Origin of the sequence: Comamonas odontotermitis (assembly GCF_020080045.1) — a bacterium.
GTDB classification, from domain to species: domain Bacteria; phylum Pseudomonadota; class Gammaproteobacteria; order Burkholderiales; family Burkholderiaceae_C; genus Comamonas; species Comamonas odontotermitis.
Map to the genome: position 1 here is coordinate 2,338,824 of NZ_CP083451.1, position 22,358 is coordinate 2,361,181.

Annotated in this window: 18 protein-coding genes and 2 pseudogenes; 15 read left to right on the plus strand and 5 right to left on the minus strand. The window is 56.6% G+C overall.

The window, feature by feature from the left end; genetic code table 11:
- Positions 1–115 precede the first annotated feature (115 nt).
- Entirely contained in the window at positions 116–1,624 is a 1,509-nt protein-coding gene (locus LAD35_RS10815) for a sigma-54 interaction domain-containing protein (RefSeq protein WP_224149085.1), read from the minus strand.
- 91 nt (positions 1,625–1,715) lie between these two features.
- A complete protein-coding gene (locus LAD35_RS10820; RefSeq protein WP_224149086.1) occupies positions 1,716–3,224 on the minus strand; it encodes a sigma-54 interaction domain-containing protein in 1,509 nt (502 codons plus the stop codon).
- Between the two features lie 193 nt (positions 3,225–3,417).
- Between LAD35_RS10820 and LAD35_RS10825 the strand changes: the two genes are divergently transcribed.
- The 4 genes from LAD35_RS10825 (at position 3,418) to LAD35_RS10840 (ending at position 7,179) form a co-directional block, all read left to right on the plus strand.
- Positions 3,418–4,809 (plus strand): GntP family permease, encoded by a 1,392-nt coding sequence (locus LAD35_RS10825; protein WP_224152660.1) that lies wholly within the window; start codon positions 3,418–3,420, stop codon positions 4,807–4,809.
- A 64-nt stretch (positions 4,810–4,873) separates the two neighbouring features.
- Positions 4,874–5,650, plus strand: coding sequence for a 3-hydroxybutyrate dehydrogenase (locus LAD35_RS10830; protein WP_224149087.1), 777 nt, complete (start codon positions 4,874–4,876; stop codon positions 5,648–5,650).
- Between the two features lie 69 nt (positions 5,651–5,719).
- Positions 5,720–6,136 (plus strand): cupin domain-containing protein, encoded by a 417-nt coding sequence (locus LAD35_RS10835; protein WP_224149088.1) that lies wholly within the window; start codon positions 5,720–5,722, stop codon positions 6,134–6,136.
- Positions 6,137–6,300: 164 nt separating this feature from the next.
- The gene (locus LAD35_RS10840) at positions 6,301–7,179 is read left to right on the plus strand and encodes a PhzF family phenazine biosynthesis protein (protein ID WP_263434653.1); all 879 of its coding nucleotides are present in this window, start codon (positions 6,301–6,303) and stop codon (positions 7,177–7,179) included.
- A gap of 60 nt (positions 7,180–7,239) precedes the next feature.
- Here the strand turns inward: LAD35_RS10840 and LAD35_RS10845 are convergent, their stop codons facing one another.
- Positions 7,240–8,016: an IclR family transcriptional regulator gene (locus LAD35_RS10845; protein ID WP_224149090.1), complete on the minus strand. Its 777-nt coding sequence runs from the start codon at positions 8,014–8,016 to the stop codon at positions 7,240–7,242.
- Positions 8,017–8,203: 187 nt separating this feature from the next.
- On the opposite strand from LAD35_RS10845, the gene LAD35_RS10850 reads away from it, so the two are divergent.
- From LAD35_RS10850 to LAD35_RS10895, 9 genes are all read left to right on the plus strand, one after another.
- Positions 8,204–9,526: a CitMHS family transporter gene (locus tag LAD35_RS10850; RefSeq protein WP_317986745.1), complete on the plus strand. Its 1,323-nt coding sequence runs from the start codon at positions 8,204–8,206 to the stop codon at positions 9,524–9,526.
- A 10-nt stretch (positions 9,527–9,536) separates the two neighbouring features.
- Positions 9,537–10,541, plus strand: coding sequence for an amidohydrolase family protein (locus LAD35_RS10855; protein ID WP_224149091.1), 1,005 nt, complete (start codon positions 9,537–9,539; stop codon positions 10,539–10,541).
- Between the two features lie 32 nt (positions 10,542–10,573).
- On the plus strand, positions 10,574–11,542 hold the full coding sequence (locus tag LAD35_RS10860; RefSeq protein WP_224149092.1) for a Bug family tripartite tricarboxylate transporter substrate binding protein: 969 nt from the start codon (positions 10,574–10,576) through the stop codon (positions 11,540–11,542).
- 25 nt (positions 11,543–11,567) lie between these two features.
- Positions 11,568–12,542: a tripartite tricarboxylate transporter substrate binding protein gene (locus tag LAD35_RS10865; protein ID WP_224149093.1), complete on the plus strand. Its 975-nt coding sequence runs from the start codon at positions 11,568–11,570 to the stop codon at positions 12,540–12,542.
- 9 nt (positions 12,543–12,551) lie between these two features.
- Positions 12,552–13,754 carry a CaiB/BaiF CoA transferase family protein gene (locus LAD35_RS10870; protein ID WP_224149094.1) on the plus strand — a complete coding sequence of 401 codons (1,203 nt, stop codon included), beginning with the start codon at positions 12,552–12,554 and terminating at the stop codon, positions 13,752–13,754.
- Positions 13,751–14,581: a citryl-CoA lyase gene (locus LAD35_RS10875; protein WP_224149095.1), complete on the plus strand. Its 831-nt coding sequence runs from the start codon at positions 13,751–13,753 to the stop codon at positions 14,579–14,581. Before LAD35_RS10870 ends, LAD35_RS10875 begins: the two co-directional genes overlap by 4 nt.
- Before the next feature lie 59 nt (positions 14,582–14,640).
- Positions 14,641–15,411: an alpha/beta hydrolase family protein gene (locus LAD35_RS10880; protein ID WP_224149096.1), complete on the plus strand. Its 771-nt coding sequence runs from the start codon at positions 14,641–14,643 to the stop codon at positions 15,409–15,411.
- Complete coding sequence (locus tag LAD35_RS10885; RefSeq protein ID WP_224149097.1) at positions 15,390–15,767, plus strand: alpha/beta hydrolase family protein; 378 nt, start codon at positions 15,390–15,392, stop codon at positions 15,765–15,767. Before LAD35_RS10880 ends, LAD35_RS10885 begins: the two co-directional genes overlap by 22 nt.
- Before the next feature lie 455 nt (positions 15,768–16,222).
- Positions 16,223–17,836 carry an inorganic phosphate transporter gene (locus LAD35_RS10895; RefSeq protein WP_396022790.1) on the plus strand — a complete coding sequence of 538 codons (1,614 nt, stop codon included), beginning with the start codon at positions 16,223–16,225 and terminating at the stop codon, positions 17,834–17,836.
- A gap of 85 nt (positions 17,837–17,921) precedes the next feature.
- Here the strand turns inward: LAD35_RS10895 and LAD35_RS22390 are convergent.
- A pseudogene (locus LAD35_RS22390) lies at positions 17,922–18,152 on the minus strand (integrase core domain-containing protein); the annotation flags it as partial.
- Between the two features lie 197 nt (positions 18,153–18,349).
- Here LAD35_RS22390 and LAD35_RS10905 point away from each other — a divergent pair.
- Complete coding sequence (locus LAD35_RS10905) at positions 18,350–20,059, plus strand: gamma-glutamyltransferase (protein WP_224149099.1); 1,710 nt, start codon at positions 18,350–18,352, stop codon at positions 20,057–20,059.
- Positions 20,060–20,187: 128 nt separating this feature from the next.
- Positions 20,188–20,520: pseudogene (locus LAD35_RS10910) on the plus strand (IS21 family transposase); the annotation flags it as partial.
- A gap of 349 nt (positions 20,521–20,869) precedes the next feature.
- On the opposite strand, the gene LAD35_RS10915 reads toward LAD35_RS10910, so the two are convergent.
- Positions 20,870–22,000 carry a hypothetical protein gene (locus LAD35_RS10915; RefSeq protein WP_224149100.1) on the minus strand — a complete coding sequence of 377 codons (1,131 nt, stop codon included), beginning with the start codon at positions 21,998–22,000 and terminating at the stop codon, positions 20,870–20,872.
- Positions 22,001–22,358: the final 358 nt, after the last annotated feature.

Below are 22,358 nucleotides of genomic sequence, written 5' to 3' on the forward strand. Positions count from 1 at the left end.
CACAGTTCGTGCCACTTTATAAACCATTGATTTTTAAAGAAATTTATATATCAAATTCATATCGTCTAAAATTTAGACAAAATTATTGTTTAAATATTAGACATATGCCTGACATTTATTCAGGGTTTTCCAGTCTCCCATAGAGGGTGGCCCGCGAAATGCCGAGTTGCCTGGCTGCAGCTAATTTGTTGCCGCCATGGGCAGTCAGAGCCGCCTTAATGACTCGACGCTCCAGCTCCGCAACTTGAACGGCCAGAGGACGCAGCAGGTTTTGCGGGTCTGAGCTCCCTCCATGCCCATCAATATTCTGCTCAGGAGCGACAGGCTCCACTCCAGCCTCGCGCAAAATGACAGTGAGCTGCATTGCATCGATGGACAAGGAGTCGCAGCGCATGACAGCCTGCTCCAATACATTGCGCAGTTCTCGGATGTTGCCGCGCCATGTTTGGCTCGCGAGCAACGCCATCGCATCAGGCAACAGCTCGGGCGGTGCAGTGCCATTGCGTAGCGCTAGGTCTTCGCACAGCACCTCAATTAGCGCAGGAATGTCACTGCGCCGTTCACGCAGCGCCGGAACGCGCACGGGTAATACATGCAGACGGTAGAACAAATCCTCGCGAAAGCGTCCCTCGCGCACCAACGCAGGCAGATCACGTGAGGTTGCCGCCACCACACGCACGTTGAACGGCACGAGCCTGTTACTACCCAAAGGCTCTATCTCGCCCTCTTGCAGCGCGCGAAGCAGCTTGGCCTGAAGGCTTGGCGGCATGTCACCGATCTCGTCAAGAAACAGCGTTCCACCGTCGGCCAGCTTGAACTTGCCATCGCGCCCCTTACGGTCCGCCCCCGTATAGGCCCCGGGTACCACGCCGAAGAACTCGGCCTCCAGCAGCGTGTCGGGAACGGCGGCGATGTTCACACTGACGAAGGGACCACTTGCGCGACTCGACGCCGCGTGGATAGCATGTGCAAGCAGCTCCTTGCCTGTGCCCGTTTCACCCAATAGCAGCACAGGACTAGACGACTGAGCCGCTCGCCGCGCCCTGCGCTTAACCTCGACTGCCGCAGGGCTAGAACCCACGAAGCTCGCAAACGTGTATTTGGCACGCCGCTCACCTCCACCCACAATACCAGCCTTGGAGCGCTCGCGCTGTGCAGCCAGTTCACGCCGAGCATCGTCTAGATCGCGCTGCAACAGCGCAAACTTGCCGATAAGCGGTTGCAGTGTAGTCTCTGGGTGATCAAACAATACAATACCAATAGCGCCGATTACCCGGTCAACATCATCACGCAGTGGAATGCGGCTCACCACAAAGGTGCCGGCCTTGTTGGTCAGCAGATCGATGAGCACAGGCTGGCCAGTTTCAAGCACACGGCGCATCTGTGTATTGGGGATTACCTCCTCGACCATGCGACCCACGAACTGATTCACCGAACCCACACCCAAATCGGGAAGAAAGCGGCGGTAGCCCTCATTCACCCAAACGACACGCCCCGCCTTATCCACGAGAAACATCCCCTGACTTATGTTGGAGAACAAGTGGAACATGGAGCGCGCAGCTAGCTCCAAAATGCCCTGGGCATCGAGCGGTAAGGCGGGCATTTCGTCGGCGTGCAGGGTCATACCGCCATCGTAGCATTCATGAATCTTTTAGATCAGGATCATCTACGCCTGACTCCATGAGCCTATTGCCCAACTGCTGCTGCACCCTGCTCTACAACAGCTCAGACTGGTGATTGATGAGGCCCGAGCTTTTATGTGCGCTCAACTTCTTGTAAAAAGAGGCCCGGCTGATGCCTATGCTGGCGGCAGCACTAGCGACATTGTCGGCGTTCGAATGGAGCGCATGAACCAAGTATTGAGCCTCGAACTGCGCCATGGCCCGGGCGTAGTCCAACTGTTGTAGAGGACGTACTGCCGCTCCATTTGGTTTTGCAGGCTCATCCGAAGGTGCTAGTGCAGGTGCTACGGGCACACCCAGCAAGGAGGATATCTCACCGCCATCCACCTCACCACTATCGTGCGTCACCACCAACCGCTCAAGAGTGTTGCGCAACTGGCGCACATTCCCCGGCCACTGATATTCACCAAGCAACTTGAGCGCGGCTTCGGTCAGCACCGGTACATCGCACTCCACCTTTGAGCAAATTTCCTCAAGCAGCACATAGACCAGAGGCAACAGATCGGGTTGGCGTTGCCGCAATGGCGGCAATTGGATGGGGAGCACGTTCAACCGATAGTAGAGATCAGCACGGAACTTCCCCGCCTCCACCAATGCCAGCAAATCAGCTGAAGTCGCCGCAATGATTCTCACGTCAACACTGATGACCCGGTTAGAACCTATGGGTTCGATCTCTTGCTCCTGGATGGCTCTCAGCAGTTTGCTTTGCAGCATAAGTGGCATCTCGCCAATCTCATCCAAAAAGAGGGTTCCACGATGTGCTAGCTCAAATTTGCCCTTGCGCCCCTTGCGATCTACCCCTGTGTAAGCGCCAGGATCTGCACCGAAGAATTCAACCTCGAGTAGCGTATCCGGGATAGCCGCGACATTTACGCTCACTAGTGGTCCAGCGGAGCGGGAGGAGGCTGCATGGATCGCGTGGGTCAAAAGCTCCTTGCCGGTTCCGGTCTCGCCCAAAAGCAGCGTAGGAGCCCCAGACTGAGCAGCAAGGCGCGCCAACCGCTTGACCTCCAGTGTTGCAGAGCAGTTTCCTACAAAACTTGCGAAGGTGTGCTTGGCACGACGCGTTTGTTCTAGTGTGCGACGCGCACTGGCCAATTCCTCTTTCGCCCGGGAGTAGTGTGCAAGTATGGGCGTAAGCGTCTTGAGTTCATCAAATAAGGCAAAGCCGACGGCTCCGACAGTAGCACCTGTGTTGTCCCTAATAGGAAGACGGATCACGACCATGGGATCCTGCTGAGTCTCCAGAACATCAAGCAAGATGGGCTTGCCAGTTTCCACCACATCCCGCAGCAAGCTGTTGGGAACTACTTTTTCACAGTCCAGACCTATCGCCGCTTGAGGTTCGTCAAAACCAAAGCGTGCAGCATAACGCTTGTTGATCCATACCACGCGCGCCTGCGCATCCACGACGATCGTGCCCTCGCTGAAATTCTCAAATGTTCGAAATAGGGACTCCATGGCGCGTCGAGCCACAAAATCGTAGTTCGTTAGCACGTCGAGGTCCTGTGCGCGAAGCGGGTCTTGTTGTACTGTCTCCATTTCGAGAAATATATCAAATTCGAGACAAACTGCAAGAGAATTTTCTCCATTTCGAGAAAAATTGAAAAGAGACTGAGCAAGTCCGAGAGTGGGAGAGCAGCAAAGCCACATGGCATGGTTGTTGCAGCAAATGCGCTATCGCCTGCGGATTGTTTCGACATGCGAGGCCCATAAAAACTTTCTCGGAGACCGAATGTCGTTAGTTATCGTTGTTGCAGCACTTGCTTTCCTAATGTTCGCCGCCTACCGAGGCTACAGCGTCATCCTGTTTGCCCCCCTAGCCGCCCTTGGCGCCGTTCTACTCACCGATCCCTCCGCGGTCGCCCCAGTGTTCACCGGTATCTTCATGGAGAAGTTGGTCGGGTTTCTGAAGCTCTACTTCCCTGTATTTCTGCTGGGTGCAGTGTTTGGCAAAGTCATTGAGCTTTCAGGATACTCCCGTGCGATTGTGGCAGCAGCCATCCGTTACATCGGCAGCTCACATGCGAATGCCGTCATTGTGGCGGTCTGTGCATTGCTGACTTATGGCGGGGTTTCACTGTTTGTAGTGGTGTTTGCCGTTTACCCATTTGCCGCGGAGCTCTATCGCCAAAGCAATATACCCAAGCGCCTCATGCCTGGAGCTATAGCGCTCGGTGCCTTCTCGTTCACAATGGACTCACTGCCAGGAACGCCACAGATCCAGAACATCATCCCGACCACATTCTTCAATACAACCTCATGGGCTGCACCAGTGCTTGGGATTATTGGAGCGGCATTCATCATTTGCGTAGGCCTGTCTTATTTGGAATGGCGCCGACGCGATGCCGTCAAGCGAGGTGAAGGTTATGGGGCTTCGCTTATCTTTGAGTCAGAGCCAGTTCACACAACATCTTTACCAAACCCACTGCTGGCGATTGCACCCTTGTTGCTGGTTGGAGTCTCCAACTTTGCACTGACTAGACTCATTCCAATGTGGTATGGCACCCAAAGTAGTGCCGCTCTGCCTGGGATGGCCAAACCGGTCACGATCCCGACTGCTTCAGTGGTTGCGATCTGGGCAGTAGAAGGAGCGTTACTGCTGGGGATTGCGTTTGTTTTGTTGACGGCTTTCGGAACTGTGCGTGAGCGTTTTTCCGAAGGAACAAAGACTGCCGTTAGCGGAGCGCTTCTCGCATCCCTGAACACAGCATCCGAATATGGATTTGGAGGAGTGATTGCAGTATTGCCAGGGTTTCTTGTTGTCAGCGATTTTCTCAAGAGCGTTCCTGATCCATTGATCAATGCTGCAGTTTCGGTCAGCTCACTTGCGGGCATCACTGGATCAGCATCCGGAGGTATGAGCATCGCCCTTGCAGCAATGGGCGATACCTTTATCCACGGTGCACAAACTGCAGGCATCCCATTGGACGTCTTGCACCGGGTGGTTTCAATGGCAAGCGGCGGCATGGACACCCTGCCCCATAACGGAGCCGTCATCACACTACTGGCTGTAACTGGGCTGACGCACCGAGAATCATATCGAGACATCTTTGCCGTTACCATTATTAAAACACTTGCCGTGTTCTTTGTGATCGCAGTTTTCTATACGACGGGTCTTATCTAGACTTATTTTAATAAGGTTTACATCGTCCTATGCGAGACGACTATAGTACTCACCGAAAGAATCTATGAAAATTTTGACTGGAAAAACTGCCTTAGTAACAGGTTCCACGAGTGGCATTGGCCTCGGGATTGCAAAAGCATTAGCACAAGCAGGCGCAAATATCGTTCTCAATGGGTTTGGCGATGCTGATTCAGCCCTTGCAGATATTCTAGCAACCGGTGTACAGACTATGCACCACCCGGCTGACATGCGTAGTCTTCGAGAAATAGAATCCATGTTCACTGCAGCCAAGGCAAAATTTGAGATGGTGGATATTTTGGTAAATAATGCAGGAATCCAACATGTCGCACCAATTGAGTCCTTCGATCCTCAGAAATGGGATGACATCATTTCCATTAATCTGAGCTCAAGCTTTCACACCACTCGGCATGCACTGCCTGACATGCTCGCGCGCAACAGTGGCCGCATTATTAATATTGCTTCAGTACATGGGCTGGTTGGATCCGCTGGAAAGTCTGCTTATGTGGCAGCCAAGCATGGATTAGTTGGCCTCACAAAAGTAACCGCCTTAGAAACTACTAAAACCGGAGTGACCTGCAATGCCATTTGTCCCGGCTTCGTTCTGACACCCTTAGTACAAAAACAAATCATCGACCTGGCAAACGCAGAACACATCTCCCTAGACGAGGCTCAAGCACGTTTACTGGGAGAAAAGCAGCCCTCCGGTCGCTTTGTCACACCGGAAGAGCTAGGAAATATCGCGCTAATGCTTTGCTCACCCTTGGCAGCGGAGATGCGAGGTACCACCATAGTTGCAGATGGCGGTTGGACGGCCCAGTAAAACACAGATTTTTGGCGGCATGTAGCAGCAACGATATTATTTTTTATTAACCTTTAGAAATATTTAATCATGACAGTTCAAGAAAACACCTTTTCCCATATCAAACCCAGTGATACTCCCTTTACAAGTGGCGGATTACGTGATTTCTTCATCTACCGTGATCTGGGCATCGCCAATGCCACTGGCGGTAAAGTGGTAGCCCATCTTGTGCGAGCAAATAGTGCCCCCGAAGCAGGAACTGGTTGGCATACCCATGGAGCAGATTTCCATATTGTCTATATGCTCAAAGGCTGGGCAAAATTCATGTACGAAGATAAAGAGACATTGGTTGAGGCCGGCGACTGCGTACATCAACGTCCCGGCATCAGGCATTTTCTTTTCGACTATTCGCCAGATATGGAGTACTTAGAAGTAGTTGGACCAGCAGACTTCACCAGCATAGACACAGAGGGCCCCTGCGCTGTTCCCGAGCCTGCCAAGTGGTAAATTTTTTAGCCATAGCGGTTTCAAATCTGAAGTGAACCCCTCCCTGGGGCGTAGTCAGGTTGGCATGGAAATCACACACGCGATACACGTGTACGCGCAGTCTTGTCAAATACGCTCTTAGAAAAATTTCAACTCAGTCAATAATGAAGAGTCTACGAGTCAATTTGTACGATGCATTTGCCTGCGAATTGCACGGCGGCAATGTGGCCGGGGTTGTCTATTGTGAGGCCCCTCTGGCCACCCGACTGATGCAGCACCTAGCCGCAGAACTGGCAGCACCGACCACTGGCTTCGTTTCGCGGGAGTCAAACGGCTGGCGCATTAGGTTTTTCACGCCGAGCCAGGAGATTGACATGTGCGGCCACGTCACAGTCGCGGTGTTCTCATCCCTGGTTGATGATGGCCTGCTGCCGGTCGACCAAGCAACCCGCACCTACGCGTTCACGAAGGCCGGACGTATGGATATCGTAATCGCGGTGGATGGGCCGCGCCCGATGATCGAGTTAAAGCAGCTGCCGCCGAGGTTTCGCGATGTGCACATCAACAAAGATCAGATGGCATCACTGCTAGGGCTCGCAATCGACCGATTGCACCCGTCGCTGCCGCTTGAAGTGGTATCCACAGGGCTGAGCCATTTAGTAGTACCCGTTGTACACGTTGAGGCACTGCGGGAGCTTAAACCGAAGAATGAAGCCTTGGCCTGCCTCAGCAGGGAACTCGGTGTGGACACAGTCCCAGTCGTAGCGTTCAACGGCCTACCAGTGTCCGTGATGGCGAGATCTCGCGACCTTTGCCCCGGCATCGGCAATGCGGAAGAGCCCGCGTCCGGCACGACTAATGGTGCATTGGCTTGCTACATGGCAAAGCACGGGCTGCGCGACAACTCTAGCTCGATAGGATGCGCTGAGCAAGGGGTCGAGATGGGGCGCTACAGCCTGATCGAAAGTAAGCTTCTCTTCGATGCTCACGGATTGGTAATGGGCGTTTCGGTGCGCGGCCAGGCACTACTTTCGTTGACTGGATTGCTGCATCTACCCCAATGAAGTTGCCTCAGGCCCGCTACGACGATCCCAATTCCATATCTATTGAGTTCGTCTACCTGACTAGGGGCAGTCCAGTCCAGCCACTCTGGCCAAAGCCTGCACATATCGACCAGGGGAGCCGCCGAACTCCAATGTCGCTCGGCGCCCCATTTCAAGCAGTTCTGCGACAGCGATTTCCATCTGAGCAGGCTGGCCGAGCCTTGCAAGTGGCCCAGACACCGTCAACGCTCCCTTGAGTTCTCCTAAGGCGCCGAACACTGGGACGGAAGCCGAGGCCGTTTCGGGGTCCCGCTCTCCGTATGACGTTGCCCATAAGCGCGCTCGAATGAGGTCGCCGCTTGGCTTTGCCTCTGTAAACGCAAGCAGGACCTTGCCTGACGCGCCGCGGCTGACGTCAAACTCCTCTCCAATCCGGATCGAGACCCGCACAGCGCGCGCGGGCTCAACGCGGCTGACAACCAATCGCCGGGCGCCCGCTCGCACATAGAACGAAGCAGTCTCTCCGAGTTTGCCGCTGAGCTCTGCAAGCAGCGGCTCAATGATCGAGTCCACCCGAAATGAGCGCTGATAGATCGCTGCCAAACGCATCGGTTGGGGGCCAATGGCGTACTGACCGTCGTCAAGCTTGCGCATGAAGCCGCCGTGCTCAAGTGCCGCGAGCAGGCGAAGCACCGTGCTTTTATAGAGGCCAGTACGGCGCGACAGCTCTGTGAGCGAAAGTCGCTCATCGGTGGGCTCAAAGGCCCCCAGCAATGCGAAAGCCCGATCGAGGACAGCAACGCCGCTTGAGCTATCGGGAGTTTCTATATCTGGTGGGGACTGGGCTTCTGATGACATGCCATTCTTTTGGAGTTCCGCCTAGTAGAACACGGTTGTAAGCTACTTTGTATTAAGGGTTTATACCTATTTCCCACCTCTAACGCAGTCATTACAGTTCTCTTAAATAGAACCAAGTTCTATCGGATAGAACAAATTGCTGTAAATCTAGATGTGTTGTGGTCTCAAATAGGCCCATTTATTGAAAGTGGTGGAGATAGTGGTGTTGCTCGCTCTCGGTTACGGCATGGTCATCACCTTCATGGTGCTGATCATGACCAAGCGCATGGCTGCTCTGGTCGCGCTCGCGCTGGTGCCGATTGCGTTTGGCTTAATCGCCGCATCGCCCGATTCGATCGGCAAGATGATGATCGATGGCGTCACCAAGCTTGCCCCCACGGGCGTGATGCTGACCTTCGGCATCTTGTACTTCAGCATCATGACGGATGCGGGGTTGTTCGACCCGTTGGTCAAATGCATCGTGCGCTTCGTTAAGGGCGATCCGCTGAAGCTGTTGGTGGGCACAGCCGTCATGAGCACTGCTGTTGCATTGGACGGCGACGGTGCTACCACCTATGTGATCTGTGCAGCTGCTTTGCTACCGATCTACAAACGGCTCGGCGTGAAGCTGCAGTACATGGCCACCGTGTTGCTGATGTCAATCGGCATCATGAATATCGTCCCCTGGGGAGGTCCCACAGCACGTGCGGCTGCCGCAATGCACGTCGACGTAGCGGAGGTGTTCATTCCGTTGATCCCGGCCATGCTTGTCGGCTTGGCATATCAAATCGCTGTAGCCGCCATCTTCGGCTTGCGCGAACGCCGCCGGCTCGGTGTTCTAAGCTGCCCAACCGAGGTGTCAAACATCATGGCAGTGGCACAGGTGCCCTCCGAGACGCGCCGGCCAACGCTGATGGCTCCGAACCTATTGCTGACAGGGGTGCTGCTGTATTGCCTGATCAAGGGTGTGCTTCCCTTGCCGGTGCTGTTCCTGGTAGCCACGGCCCTGGCTTTGATGCTCAACTACCCCAAGCTCAAGGACCAGCAGGAGCGCATTGCCTCCCATGCATCGAACGTGCTGGCCGTGGTCTCGCTGATCTTTGCCGCTGGCATCTTCACGGGCATCCTCTCCGGCACGGGCATGCTCGACGCCATGTCAAACAGCCTGCTAAATGTGATGCCGGCATGGATGGGACCGTACATAGCCCCGGCGACCGCACTGCTCAGCGCTCCGGCCACCTATGCACTACTGAGCAACGACGCTTTCTACTTTGGCGTGCTGCCCATCTTGGCCAATACCGCCAGCGCATACGGCATCACACCAGCAGAGATGGCACGAGCCTCGCTGCTGGGCCAGCCTATCCACCTGCTGAGCCCGCTGGTGGCATCGACCTACCTTCTGGTCGCTCTGCTGGACATCAACTATGGCGACAACCAGAAAGCCTCACTGCTTTGGGTATTCGGCATGGTGCTCGCGATGATCGGCGGCGCATTGCTATTCGGAGTGATTCCCTTCGTCTCGAACTTATGAGGTGCGTGCGATGAGTACCAACTACATTGCTGTCCGTGAGGACTGGCTCAAGCTCGGCGAAGAAGAAGCGATCGAGCCGGCGCTTGCCATTATCGATGCGCACCACCACTTCTATGACAGGCCCGGATGGACCTATCTGCAGGACGCCTACCAGGCCGATGCTCGCAGCGGGCATGCGATCGAGTCCTCCGTCTATATGCAAGCGCTTACCCGGTATCGGCAACAGGGCCCAACAGCATTGCAGCCCGTTGGAGAGACCGAGTTTGTGGTTGCTGTCACATCCAATAGCCACGCGTCACAAACTGCCAAGGGCATCGTTGGCTATGCCGATCTGCGCGCAGGGGCGGACGTGGGCGCTGTGCTCGATGCGCACATCAAGGCTGGCGAGGGGCGCTTTCGCGGCGTCCGGCACCTCACCACCTGGGATTCAGACACCTCCTTGGCCAATCCTCTGACCGCTGCAACGCAAGGCCTGCTGGGCGATACGGCCTATCGTGCAGGCCTTGCGACGCTGCTGTCCCGCAGCCTGTCCTACGATGCCTGGCTGTTCTGGCCGCAACTGGACGAACTATACGAGGTTGCCGCCGCGCTCCCTGAGCTGCCGATCATCATTAACCACTGCGGCGGCATCGTTCGCATTGGTGCCTACGCGGGTCGCGACGACGAAGTGTTCTCGCGCTGGTCCGCATCGATGCGCAAGCTTGCACAGCTGCCTAACGTGCACGTCAAGCTCGGGGGCCTGGGCATGCGCATCAACGGCTTTGGCTTCGATGCTGAGCACCTCCCTCCGTCCTCCGATCAACTGGCCGCAACTTGGCGGCCGTGGATGCTGCATTGCATAGACACGTTCGGTCCCGAGCGCTGCATGTTCGAGAGCAATTTTCCCGTCGACAAGGGCTCATACAGCTTCGTCAATGGTTGGAACGCCTTCAAGAAGCTCACGGCAGATTTCTCCGCCTGTGAGCGCCAAGCCCTTTTCCAGGGTACGGCAAGCCGCGTGTACCGGCTCGTCTGACGCATTCGCATCGTACACATCCCGGAGACATCATGAACCTTTTTCCTCGTCTGGCCATCGCTTGCACGTTTGGCGTTGCTGTCGTTGCGCAAGCGCAGACACCTTACCCCAACCAACCGATCAAGTTGATAGTGCCGTTCCCTCCAGGAGGCGGCACGGATGCGGTTGCGCGCATGGTGCTGGACAAAATCCGCATTGGCACAGGCTGGACCCTGATCGTAGAGAACAAGGCCGGCGCGGGCGGCAACATCGGCATGGATGCTGTTGCAAAGGCAGCGCCTGATGGCTACACGCTGGGCATGGGCCAAACTGCCAACTTGGCGATCAATCCAACGCTTTACGCCAAGATGCCCTACGACGCGTCAACAGCTTTCACGCCTATCGCGACAGTTGCCGGTCAAGCGGTTGTATTGGTTGTCCGAGACAACTCTCCTTACAAGTCGTTGAAAGACCTAGTCAATGCCGCGAAGGCTAAACCCGATTCGCTGACCATGGCCTCCGCAGGCAGCGGCACCGTCGGCCATCTCACCGGCGAGGTCTTCACGAAGCAAGCTGGAATCACCACACGGCACATCCCATACAAGGGCGCCGGCCCCGCAGCCAATGACCTTCTGGGCGGCCAGGTCGATTACTACTTTGCCACGCCACAAACGGTGATCTCCTTCGTCAAGGCCGGCAAGTTGCGTGCACTTGCGGTCAGTTCCGCCAAGCGTATGCCTGCGCTCCCTGATGTGCCCACTGTGGCCGAGAGTGGATATGCCGGCTTCGATACCACCGACTGGAAGATGCTCGTGGCACCGGCCAAAACACCACCAGCGATTGTGGCGCAGCTACAAGCTGAAGTCGCCAAAGCCCTGGCACGCAGCGACACCATCGCCACGCTTCTAGCGGAAGGCAGCACACCGGTCGCCGGTTCGTCTCAGGATGCTTCGGCATTGCTGAAGGCCGAGCAACAACGCTGGGGCGCCGTCGTTCGCTCCGGGAACATCAAGATCGACTAGTCACCCTGTACAACGGAAACCTCTCATGAATATCGTCCGCATCCTTTCGGCTGTCGCATTCGCAGCTGCGTCGACTGCCACCGCACCGGTTTCACACGCCCAAACCTTCCCTGCGCGCCCCATCACGATCATCGTGCCCTATGCCGTCGGTGGCACCACAGACATCGTCGCCCGCCTTGCAACCAACCAAGTCGCCAACGGCCTGGGCCAGCCGTTTGTTGTGGATAACCGCGTTGGCGGCGGTGGCCTCATTGGCTGGGGCACTGTGGCGCGCTCCACTCCGGATGGCTACACGGTGCTGACCACTGAAATGTCTTTCACCATCGCTCCAGGCTTGCTGCCCAAGATGCCGTTCGATGCGCAGAAAGGTTTCTCACAGATCATCACTGCCGCATCTGCTCCCCACGTCCTAGTTGTCAATCCCGCTCTGCCAGCCAAGACTGTCCAAGAGTTCGTCGCATTGGCCAAAGCCAAACCTGGCGCCATGAACTATGGTTCTGGCGGCAATGGCACGAACACACACCTGGGTGGTGAGCTGTTCAAGAGCGCCGCAGGCGTGGACCTGATGCATGTGCCTTACAAAGGCGCGGGGCAGGTGCTGACTGATCTGATGGCCGGCCAAGTGCAGGCACTCGTGACCTCGCTGCCCACGGCACTGCCGCACATCAAGTCTGGCAAGCTACGCGCTCTCGTCGTCACCAGCGAGAAGCGTTCGCCGTTGCTCCCCGACGTTCCATCTGCTAAGGAAGCCAACCTGCCAAGTTTCGTCATGGACTTCTGGGTCGGCTTCGCCGCCCCTGCGGGCACGCCACAACCCACAATCGACAAGCTGAACCAGGCATTCGTCGCCGCGCTCAATTCCGAGGACGGCAAGCGCCGTCTGGCGGAACAAGGGCTGACCCCCGTGGCCAACACACCAGCACAGGCGACACAACTCGTCGCAGCAGAAATAAAGCGTTGGGCGACGGTGGTGAAGACTGCCAACATCAAGGCTGAGTAAGGAGCTGCCATGGCGATCAAACCTTTAAGCGGCATCCGAGTATTGGATCTCACGAATGTCCTCGCTGGGCCGTTCGCGTGCCACCAGTTGGCTCACATGGGCGCTGACGTCATCAAGGTCGAGGCGCGGTTAACCGGTGACCTAGCGCGGCAGTTAGGAGCCGACCACGACTTGAACAAAGCGATGATGGGCGTGTCCTTCCTGGCACAGAACCCGGGCAAGCGTTCCATCACCCTGGACCTGAAGCATCCCAAAGGCAAGGAAGCCCTGCGACGCTTGGTGCGCACTGCCGACGTGGTGGTTGAAAACTACCGTCCGGGGGTGATGAAGCGTCTGGGCCTGGGCTATGAGGATCTTCTGAAGGAGAATCCCACGCTAATCTACTGCGCGATTTCTGGCTTCGGTCAAGATGGTCCTCTGCGCGACTTGCCAGCATACGACCAGATCATCCAGGGCATGTCCGGTGTCATGAGCATCACAGGCGCCCCGGAGAATGCGCCGTACCGTGTGGGCTATCCGGTTGCCGACACCATCGGGGGCATCACAGCAGCCTTCGCCATCGCCGCTGCACTAGCGGATAGCAAGCGCAGCAGTGGCGTGTTCATCGACGTGTCGATGCTGGAGGCGGCCATGGCTACCATGGGTTGGGCGGTGTCGAACCACCTGATTGCGGGTCGCGAACCTAAGCCATTGGGCAACGACAACGTCACGGCGAGCCCTTCAGGTACCTTCCGCACCGGCGACGGCCTATTGAACATCGCAGCCAACAAGCAAGAGCAATTCGAAGCCGTGTGTGATGTGCTGGGGCATCCGGAATGGAAGAAGGACTCACGCTTTGCCGAGCGCCAGGGCCGTTTGCAGCATCGCACTGAGTTGAAGACGCGCGTCGAGGAAGCGCTGTCTAGCAAAACTGCGGACGAATGGTGGCAGCTATTGAACAAAGCTGGTGTGCCAGCAGGCCCGGTCTATACCGTGCCACAGGCACTAGACCATCCGCAGATCGCAAGCCGCGGCATGGTCGGCACCTTCTCAGAAGTGCCTGGTGTAGGCCGCGACATCCGCCTGGTTCGCACCGGCTTCAAACTAAACGGCGAGACTCCAAGCGTCGTCCACCCGCCGCCCCAGCTTGGCGAACACACGGCAGCTGTTTTGGCCGAGCTCGGCTACACGGACAGCGAAATTCAAGAGCATATCAAGGAGAAGGTTGTATGAGCACGAATGATCCCCGCGTCTCTGACTGGTGGCGCACCTCCATCATCGAAATGCGCCCTGGCGTGATCCGATTCCGCGGCTACGCCATTGAGGACTTGATCGGCCAAGCCGGCTTCGCGCAGATGATATGGCTGATGACACGCGGCGAATTGCCTACTGACAGCCAGGGCCGTTTGCTCGACGCCGCCCTGATGGCCGGCGTTGACCACGGGCCGCAGGCACCAAGCATCGCCATCGCACGCATGGCTACCACCTGCGGTGTGGGTCTGAACAACGCCATGGCATCCGCAGTTAACGTGCTAGGCGACGTTCATGGCGGCGCCGGCGAGCAGGCCGTAGAGATGTTCGAGGACATCGCTGCACGGCAGGCAGCGGGCGCCTCACTTGAAAACAGTGTGCGCGGCGGCCTGGACACAGCCATTGAGCAACACGGTAAATTCGTCGCAGGGTTTGGACACCGATTCCACCCTGTGGACCCGCGCTCGCCCCGCCTAATGCAACTGGTCGAGGAGGCTGCAACGGCCGGCATCGTTGATGGCAAGTTTGCGGCGATTGGGCGCGCGGTCGAGCGTGAGCTGGCAGAGCGCAAAGGCGGCCGCCGCATCCCCATGAACATCGACGGCGCCACTGCTGTGATCTACGCCGAACTGGGGTTTCCGGCGCCTCTAGCGCGCGGCCTGTTCTGCCTATCGCGCTCGGTGGGCATTCTTGCACATGCATGGGAGCAGAAGCAGCAAGGCGGACGTAACAAGGGTCCTTTACCACGCGAGTACCTGTGGACTTACGACGGCCCTGCGCCGCGCGCAGTTCCGCAGCGCGATGCCTGAAGCTGTTCGCGCCGCACTCGACTGTTTTGACTTCCAAAGGAGGAGACATGAGCCTAACTATGCAAACCATCGTCCGCTGGAGCGCTATTGCACTGGCAACCATCTTTCTTGCCGCCTGCGCGACGCCGGACCGCGAAGAGCACCTAGCCGAGCGCAGCGCATTCTTCACACTAGGTAAATATGCTGGCGACAAGGGAAAAGAGGTGATGCGAGGTGCGATGTACGTCGAGCACCTGCGCCCAGCGCATACCACGCAACCTTACCCGATCATCATGTTCCATGGAGCAGCCCAGACGTCCATGAACTGGATCAGCACGCCGGACGGTCGCAAAGGTTGGGCACCCTACTTCCTGGAGCGGGGTTACGAGGTGTATTTGATCGACCAGCCCGCCCGCGGACGTTCCGCCTGGCATCCCGGCATCGATGGCACGATGCGCAACCTCCCCGCCCCTGTCATCGAGCAACTGTTCACTGCGTCGGCTGCTCTGGGAAAATGGCCACAGGCCAAGCACCACACGCAATGGCCTGGCGATGGCCCGAACAAGGGCCGTGTGGGTGACCCTGTGTTCGATCAGTTCTACGCCAGCCAGGTGGAGTATTTAGCCTCCAATGCCGAGACCCAAACGCTGATTCGCAGCGCCGGCGAGGCCCTGCTGGACCGCATCGGTCCGGCCATTCTGTTGACACACTCTCAGGCGGGCCCCTTCGGATGGCTTCTCGCCGATGCACGTCCGAAGCTAGTGAAGCAATCGTCGCCGTGGAGCCAAATGCTCCGCCGATCCAGGCCTCGCCCGTCTTCAGGGCCAGCATGCAACTCGCCTGGGGTGTGACCGACATCCCCGTCTCCTACACCCCCGCGATCCGAAGTACCGACGAGCTGGTGCTAGAGCAGGAAGCTACAGCCTCACAGCCGGACCTCGTGGCATGCTGGCGGCAGAAAGAGCCGGCGCGAAAATTGACCCATGTCGGCGGACGGCCGATCCTGGTCCTGATTACGGAATCCTCCTACCACGCACAATACGACCACTGCCTGTCGAACTGGCTGACTCAGGCAGGAGTAGCTAACGAAATGGTGCGACTCGAGCAGGTCGGCATCCGAGGGAACGGACACATGGTGATGCTAGAGAAGAACAGCCTCGAAGTGGCCTCTTGGATAGACCGCTGGCTACGCAGCAAAGTCCGATAAAGAGCGTGCCTAGCCCTGGCAAGCCAATCAGGACTTTGGTCGAGAGCCGAGGTTGGTGCGCATTCCACCACCGCGCCGCCTTGGGCATCGCGGCTTACGGATTTGTAATGCCTGAACGCCTCAGCGCCGAAGAAGGTGTCGGCGATTAAAAAACTTCGTCGAACTCCAAGTGCCTGCCCTTCCCGAAGATTACGTCTCCCGCGGCAGTCCTACGCGCCCAGCGCCATATGACAACGTCGATCACGAGCTTGCGTCAGAAACCGGGCCACTAACTGATCATGCGTCTCCCGCCAGTGTCCGTGCTGAGGCGGGGCAGGCATAAAATTGCTCTTGTGACACATTAAGATTGGCAAGCCTTCTCTTAGGGTAATGATCTTGTCATACACGTTGAACAAAATTGTGAATGTCTATACACAACACAGTGCCATCGGCACATAAGCGACATGAGCAGTTCCATGGCCTCTTCAGGAGGCTTGTCAGCGAGTGCTGTCAAGCCAGATTTCAATCAGAGATCCAGCCCTGTGCAGGTAGTGATCTTTCTAGGTTTGTTGGGCATTGGCTTAGGCTATATGGCTTGGGCCTTGGTGACGGATGTCACCGGCTCGCCGGGTGGCAACAGCATCACAATGGTGGCCTTCTTGCTGCTGGCCGTGGCACTGCTGATTGCGCTGGGCTTTGAGTTTGTCAACGGTTTCCACGACACGGCAAACGCCGTTGCCACCGTTATCTATACACATTCAGTGCCGCCAAATGTAGCGGTGGTCTGGTCGGGCCTGTTCAACTTCTTGGGCGTGCTCACGTCCAGTGGCGCTGTAGCCTACGGGATCATCTCATTGCTGCCAGTAGAACTGATTTTACAAGTCACCTCCGGTGCGGGCTTTGCGATGGTGTTCGCGTTGCTCATTGCCGCGATCATCTGGAACCTGGGCACATGGTGGCTGGGCTTGCCTGCATCGTCCTCACACACTATGGTGGGGTCAGTGATTGGCGTCGGCGTAGCCAACGCGATCATGCGGGGACGGGACGCCATGAGCGGCGTGGATGGCCACCAGGTGTGGGGCGTCTTTAAGGCCTTGCTGGTCTCGCCGGTGGTAGGCTTTTTCTGCGCCGCGCTGCTGCTGTTGGCCATGAAGGCATTGGTGAAGAACCGCAAACTGTACGAAGAGCCGACTGACAGTGCACCTCCGCTTTGGATTCGCATCTTGCTGATCTTCACCTGCACCGGTGTGTCATTCGCCCACGGCTCCAATGATGGGCAAAAAGGCATGGGCTTAATCATGCTGATCCTCGTTGGTGTAGTGCCCATGGCCTATGGCCTGAACCACGCTGTGACTGAGAAGCACACACCCCAGTTTGTCGCAGTCGCCTATGCCACTCAGGCCAATCTTGCCAAAGTCTCGACCTTACCCGCGCCGGGGACCGATGCGCTCGCACGCAGCACCGTGTCCGAGTTTATCCGCACCAAGGAAGCCAGGCCCGAGGTAATCCCCGCTTTGGCCGAGCTAGCGGGCAGCATTGGCAAGCAGGTGCAAGAATACGGCTCGTTGGCCAAAGTGCCCTCCACGGCAGTGGGCAATGTGCGCAACGACATGTTCCTGGCCTCGGAGGCCATTTCCGTACTGACCAAGAGCGATGCGATCTCGCTTGATGAAGCCAGCAAAATGCAGCTCAAGACCTTTCAGGCCGAACTGAACACCTCCACCAAGTTCATCCCCGTCTGGGTCAAGGTGGTAGTGGCCATTGCCTTGGGACTTGGCACGATGGTGGGTTGGAAGCGCATTGTCAAGACCGTCGGCGAAAAGATCGGCAAGACCCATCTGACCTACGGCCAGGGAGCGGCCGCTGAACTGGTCGCGATGACCACCATTGGCGCAGCCGATGCATTTGGCCTGCCGGTGTCTACCACCCATGTACTGTCATCGGGCATTGCCGGTGTTATGACTGCTAATGGATCGGGCCTGCAAGCTTCAACCTTGCGCAATATCGCCTTGGCCTGGTTGCTGACCCTGCCTTGCGCCATGATGCTCTCGGGAAGCCTGTACTGGTTGTTCAGTCATCTCCTCTCCTAAAAACGGGGCGGAGGAAATGAGCCGTCCTAAATTCGGTTGAGAGTTTGGACGATTGAACAGGCCGGATCAACCCGGTCAATGATGCCCGGTGCACTGCATCGGGCGTTTGCCTTTTCAGGGATGTGTGCAGCCTCTTGCTGCTGTATATCCGAATGGCCTCTGCCACCATCTGCCTGGCCTGAGCTAGGTCCGACGCCCGGTACTGCCGGATAGCAGAGAGCCTTTGCATTCTTCCGCCCAAAAAATGACTTACGCCGAGTGGATCGTTTGATTCAAGTAGATCTTTGAAAATCGTTCGGTTGATCGCGGTTTGCACCTATGCGCTCTTCATGTGTACAGCTTCCAGACCATGACAGTCTAAAAAGCAGCTCACATGATGGATCATTTGATTCAAATCATACTTAAAAAGGTACAATTACTCCAAACCACTTAACTCTAAAGCGACTTTCCGGGGACGTGGAGCGCACCGGAGGGTGCCAGTCGCTGATCATTCATAGCAGCAGGAGAACACGGATGAATTACGTAAAGACTGCGGTGTACAGTGGCGCGCCCATTGAAAGCCACTTGAGTGAAGCAAACCACACGATGATGTCTCGACGGGGGCTCATCTTTGCCGCAGGGGCCTGGGCATGCACGAGCGCTCAGGCGAGATCCGTCGACACTGAGCGCAATATGGGTCTTCCATTCAGGGAAGCACCTCCGGGGCATGTCCATCGCAATTTCGGCTATGGGGCATCCGCAAATCATCCGGCTGCTGTTGATGCGGCTCAGCAGATTCGCCTTCAAGGGGGAGGCGTTTTTGACATGTATCTGGCCGCGCTAGCGGCCGCGTGGGTCGTTGATCCAGCCAACTGCAGCCCTTTCGGCCGCATGCAGGGGCTGTACTTAAGCAATGGAAACTATAGCTGCCTACATGCGGCGACCCAGATCCGAAATGAGCCTGGATCAACAGTGCCTTTCTCAGGAAACATTCCGGCCTACTTTCACATGCGTAACTCGGGGCGGCTCAGACTATCCATGGCATCGATTCTGGCCCCAGCCATTGCTATCGCCCTGAAGGGCTATCGCCCCACGGATGCGCTGCGCGTTGCAATTCGAAGTTCAGCAGAACAGATGCATCCGACAATGAGAGCGATCTATGTGGATGATGATGGACAGGTGCGGTCGCACATCCGTAATCCTCAATTGGCCGAATTCCTTGAAGTGCTTGCCATGGTACCCGATGAAGGCGGCCTCTGGGATGAACTCTATACTCGCTCGCCAGGGCCATGGCATAGGAACGAGCTTCCGACTAACGCGCCTCGCCAAAGCCAGCCTAAGGGGTTTGATGTACGCGCTCCCGATGGACAAACCTATCAACTGCGTACCACTGGGAATCTTGAGACTTGGGGTACATGGACGCTACTCAGCGCCTCAATTACAGCCGATCTCCAAGCTTCAGGCGTGCTCTCCACGTTAGAGACCGCCATGGAGGCGTACCTTTTGGCGACAATCTTGGTGCTAGACCGGATCCCTTTCAAAGTGGGCACGCTCAAGCCCAAAACAGCCAATCCATCGGTGGACATTGACCTGCAGCATGAGAGCCGCGAGATAGCCCAGCGTGTGCGAAAACTACTTGCCGCTTCACGTGCTGACTTGTGGGCGGACCTGGATCGTACCTACTTCGCCGGAGGAGCTAGCAACACAGATGATACGAACACTAACGCGTTTGCCTTTGCCGTAAACGACGAATTATTGTCCTTCACAACGTCAATGGGTCCTTGGTTCGGCTCAAAGCGCTCATGGTTCGGCGCTGGCCTCGCGTATAGCTACGCCATGAAATCTGGTCAGCTCTTCACCGGCCAAACGCACGACGCCACCGAGATGTCCTCATTGATTATCGAGCGCGAGGGGAAACCCTGGCTAGCAATGGGGGCAGCAGGGAGCGAGAGAATCTTCGGTTCGCTCACTTACCTACTATTTCTAAAACTAGGGCTCAATCACGGCGTTGATATGGCAGAACTAATGATGATACCGCGCCTTTTCCCCAAGGATAGCAAGGTCCGCATCCATCCGGATATGCCGAAAAGCATTCAGCAGCATCTTGTCGATCGAGGATTCAATTTGGATGTCACGAGGTACGACTTGCAAAAGCACCTAGGGATCGTCAACTTGGTTGAGCAGGTAAGGCCGGGCGTCTTCCGCAGTGGGGCTGACCCTTCAGGTGACGGCGGTGCGCTGTAGATGAGGACGCGCACTATCTTGGCACCTGAGTGCAGGCGAGGCTTACTGGGCTTGATGTGATTTACATTCAAACCTGACCCACGCACTAACGCTAGCACGCTGCTTAATTGAGCAGCGGGAGACCAGGACTGATAGACGTGACAATACTGAATTTCACGGTCCATAGGCTTTGGGCCCTGGGAGAGCTGTTGTCCATCAGAGAAATCGCCCGGGCCTATCGCGCAATGCCATCCGCAGGTACCTGCGCGCAGGCGCCGCCAAACCGCGCAACGCCAATCGGGTTGGCCCTGCCAAGCTCGATCTTCGCATTGAAACTTGCCGGCTGGCTCAAGATTGAAGCTGGCCGATCTCGCAAAAAGAGGCGCTCCGTCAAGCAGATATTCGCCGATCTGCAAGCACTGGGCTACACCAGCTCGTACGCGCAGCGCTGGGGGGCGCAAGCCGTCGATGCCGTGCAGTCGGTAGTGGCTCACCCAAGTGCGGACCTTTTCGTCAGGCACCGACCACCGACGAGCCAAAAGCTTCGCGCCTCCTTCGCCTGCCAAGAAGCTTTGGACCACTTACAGCTTGAACTCCGTTTGGGATTTCTTGATGAAACACCTTGAAGTTTGTCAAACTTCTGAGGTCAGTTCACTTGAGTTGGACAAGCGCCAAGGGGCGCCATCAAGAAATCGAACAAGTTCTTGCCCGAGGTCCGTGAGCGTGCGGTGAGGATCGTGCAAGAGCACTGTGGTGAATCTGTGATTCACATACCGTTGAAGTGAGGTGCCTATGTTTGATTCGTCCGGGCGAGGGGGGATCCGAATGTGCTCAGCCCCAGTTTCGTATCTCGCGCGCGACAAGCACTTCCGCGTAACTTCGGTCCAGCTTTTGCGCGACCTCGCGCCGAGCGGCGATCTTGGCAGGCTCCATAGCCTGCCGAGCTTGGTCGCTCAAAGCCTGCTCAAGCTGGGGAAGGAAATCCTGATCTAGGGTCCGTCCTACGGCTTGATTACCCATCTTGTCATCAAGCAGCAAGAGGCGAATGGGATTGAGGCGCAGCAGCCGGCGCCAGCGCGCGTCGAATGATACGAAATAAGGCAGAAAGAAAGAGCACAGTTGTGTCTGTCGGGCCATGTCCTGCAACGAACGCAGGTGGGTCAAATCCCAGGCCATGCCTCGCGCATCCTTCACGATATCGGCCGATGGGCTCATCAGTGGCCCAAAGAAGGCATTTGGTTGCTTGGTGCTCAAGCCATTCCAGATCAGAGCGAGTTCCGTGATTGGGATGCTGCCGAGCTCGAAGATGGAGAAATCCAGCAGGCCGCGAAGGATCGAGGACAGGTCCTGTTTGTGGTTACGTCGCAGCGTCGCCAGCCGCAGTAGCAGAGCCTGCGTGCCCAATGCCTTCACCTCCTGTCTGAGCACACGCGCATCAGTGTACTGACTCGAGAGAAACGCCTCTTCGCCAGGGCGCAGGCGCTTTGCGAGGGATTCGATGTTTTCGCCGAAGTCAAGTCGGCTCGAATCTGCCAAGAAAGCAGGCCAATCAAGATGGTCTAGCATACGGAACGCGATCAGCGTTTCCAGGGGACGCTGGTTCGCCTGGTCGTCACGTGCAAAGCGGATGTTCTCGTTCAAAAACGGGAGGATATCGAATTGCACTCGAGAGTTCTTTGCTTTCAGGCGCAGAACCAAAACTACCCGTTCGCGTTCGACTGCACTCATGTTCCTGCCGTAGACGAGAGCACGTAGATTCTGCGCAAAATTGGAGTCGAAGCTAAGAGAGTAGTCGAGCCGGACCTCCGAGCATCCACCCGACAGGCGCGTCTGCAGCGCCGTTTGCCAAGACAAAAATCGCACGCGAGGGCCTTCAAAGATTGGGGTGACGTAGTCGCAGGAGCGCAGCCCGAGGTCCAAATCAAGATTAATGGCGCCCGGATCGTCGGTGCATGCAACCATGCGAAGATGGACGCAATCCTCCGCGTAGTTGTCCTCAATGTATTGAAGTAGACGGTCATCTCTATTGAGTATTGCTTCATAGAGAGCATCGACGAGGGGTCTATCAAGCATCTCGGTGGAAGTTTAAAGTGGAGTTGAGTTAAAGATGGCGATGACGATGGTGGTTGAAAATCGCAACGGCAAGGCGGAATTGAATGACGTTGTATTTTTCGCAAATTGCTTCCGAATATTGTTCCACTCTATCATTTCGAAGATGCTTTCTTGGCTACTGCTAGTAGGATGATTGGACGATGACCGCTGGGATCGAATGTAGTACTGTCGGTTAGCGCGGTCCAAATATGTTAGCGATCTGTCGATG

Excerpts from the sequence above, each read along its gene's own strand:
- LAD35_RS10835 (WP_224149088.1), top strand. The coding sequence starts at position 5,720 with ATGACAGTTCAAGAAAACACCTTTTCCCATATCAAACCCAGTGATACT.
- LAD35_RS10870 (WP_224149094.1), top strand. The coding sequence starts at position 12,552 with ATGGCGATCAAACCTTTAAGCGGCATCCGAGTATTGGATCTCACGAAT.
- LAD35_RS10915 (WP_224149100.1), bottom strand. The coding sequence starts at position 22,000 with ATGGTTGCATGCACCGACGATCCGGGCGCCATTAATCTTGATTTGGAC.
- LAD35_RS10865 (WP_224149093.1), top strand. The coding sequence starts at position 11,568 with ATGAATATCGTCCGCATCCTTTCGGCTGTCGCATTCGCAGCTGCGTCG.
- LAD35_RS10815 (WP_224149085.1), bottom strand. The coding sequence starts at position 1,624 with ATGACCCTGCACGCCGACGAAATGCCCGCCTTACCGCTCGATGCCCAG.
- LAD35_RS10875 (WP_224149095.1), top strand. The coding sequence starts at position 13,751 with ATGAGCACGAATGATCCCCGCGTCTCTGACTGGTGGCGCACCTCCATC.
- LAD35_RS10855 (WP_224149091.1), top strand. The coding sequence starts at position 9,537 with ATGAGTACCAACTACATTGCTGTCCGTGAGGACTGGCTCAAGCTCGGC.
- LAD35_RS10885 (WP_224149097.1), top strand. The coding sequence starts at position 15,390 with ATGCAACTCGCCTGGGGTGTGACCGACATCCCCGTCTCCTACACCCCC.
- LAD35_RS10845 (WP_224149090.1), bottom strand. The coding sequence starts at position 8,016 with ATGTCATCAGAAGCCCAGTCCCCACCAGATATAGAAACTCCCGATAGC.
- LAD35_RS10860 (WP_224149092.1), top strand. The coding sequence starts at position 10,574 with ATGAACCTTTTTCCTCGTCTGGCCATCGCTTGCACGTTTGGCGTTGCT.
- LAD35_RS10820 (WP_224149086.1), bottom strand. The coding sequence starts at position 3,224 with ATGGAGACAGTACAACAAGACCCGCTTCGCGCACAGGACCTCGACGTG.
- LAD35_RS10880 (WP_224149096.1), top strand. The coding sequence starts at position 14,641 with ATGCAAACCATCGTCCGCTGGAGCGCTATTGCACTGGCAACCATCTTT.
- LAD35_RS10830 (WP_224149087.1), top strand. The coding sequence starts at position 4,874 with ATGAAAATTTTGACTGGAAAAACTGCCTTAGTAACAGGTTCCACGAGT.
- LAD35_RS10825 (WP_224152660.1), top strand. The coding sequence starts at position 3,418 with ATGTCGTTAGTTATCGTTGTTGCAGCACTTGCTTTCCTAATGTTCGCC.
- LAD35_RS10895 (WP_396022790.1), top strand. The coding sequence starts at position 16,223 with ATGGCCTCTTCAGGAGGCTTGTCAGCGAGTGCTGTCAAGCCAGATTTC.
- LAD35_RS10905 (WP_224149099.1), top strand. The coding sequence starts at position 18,350 with ATGAATTACGTAAAGACTGCGGTGTACAGTGGCGCGCCCATTGAAAGC.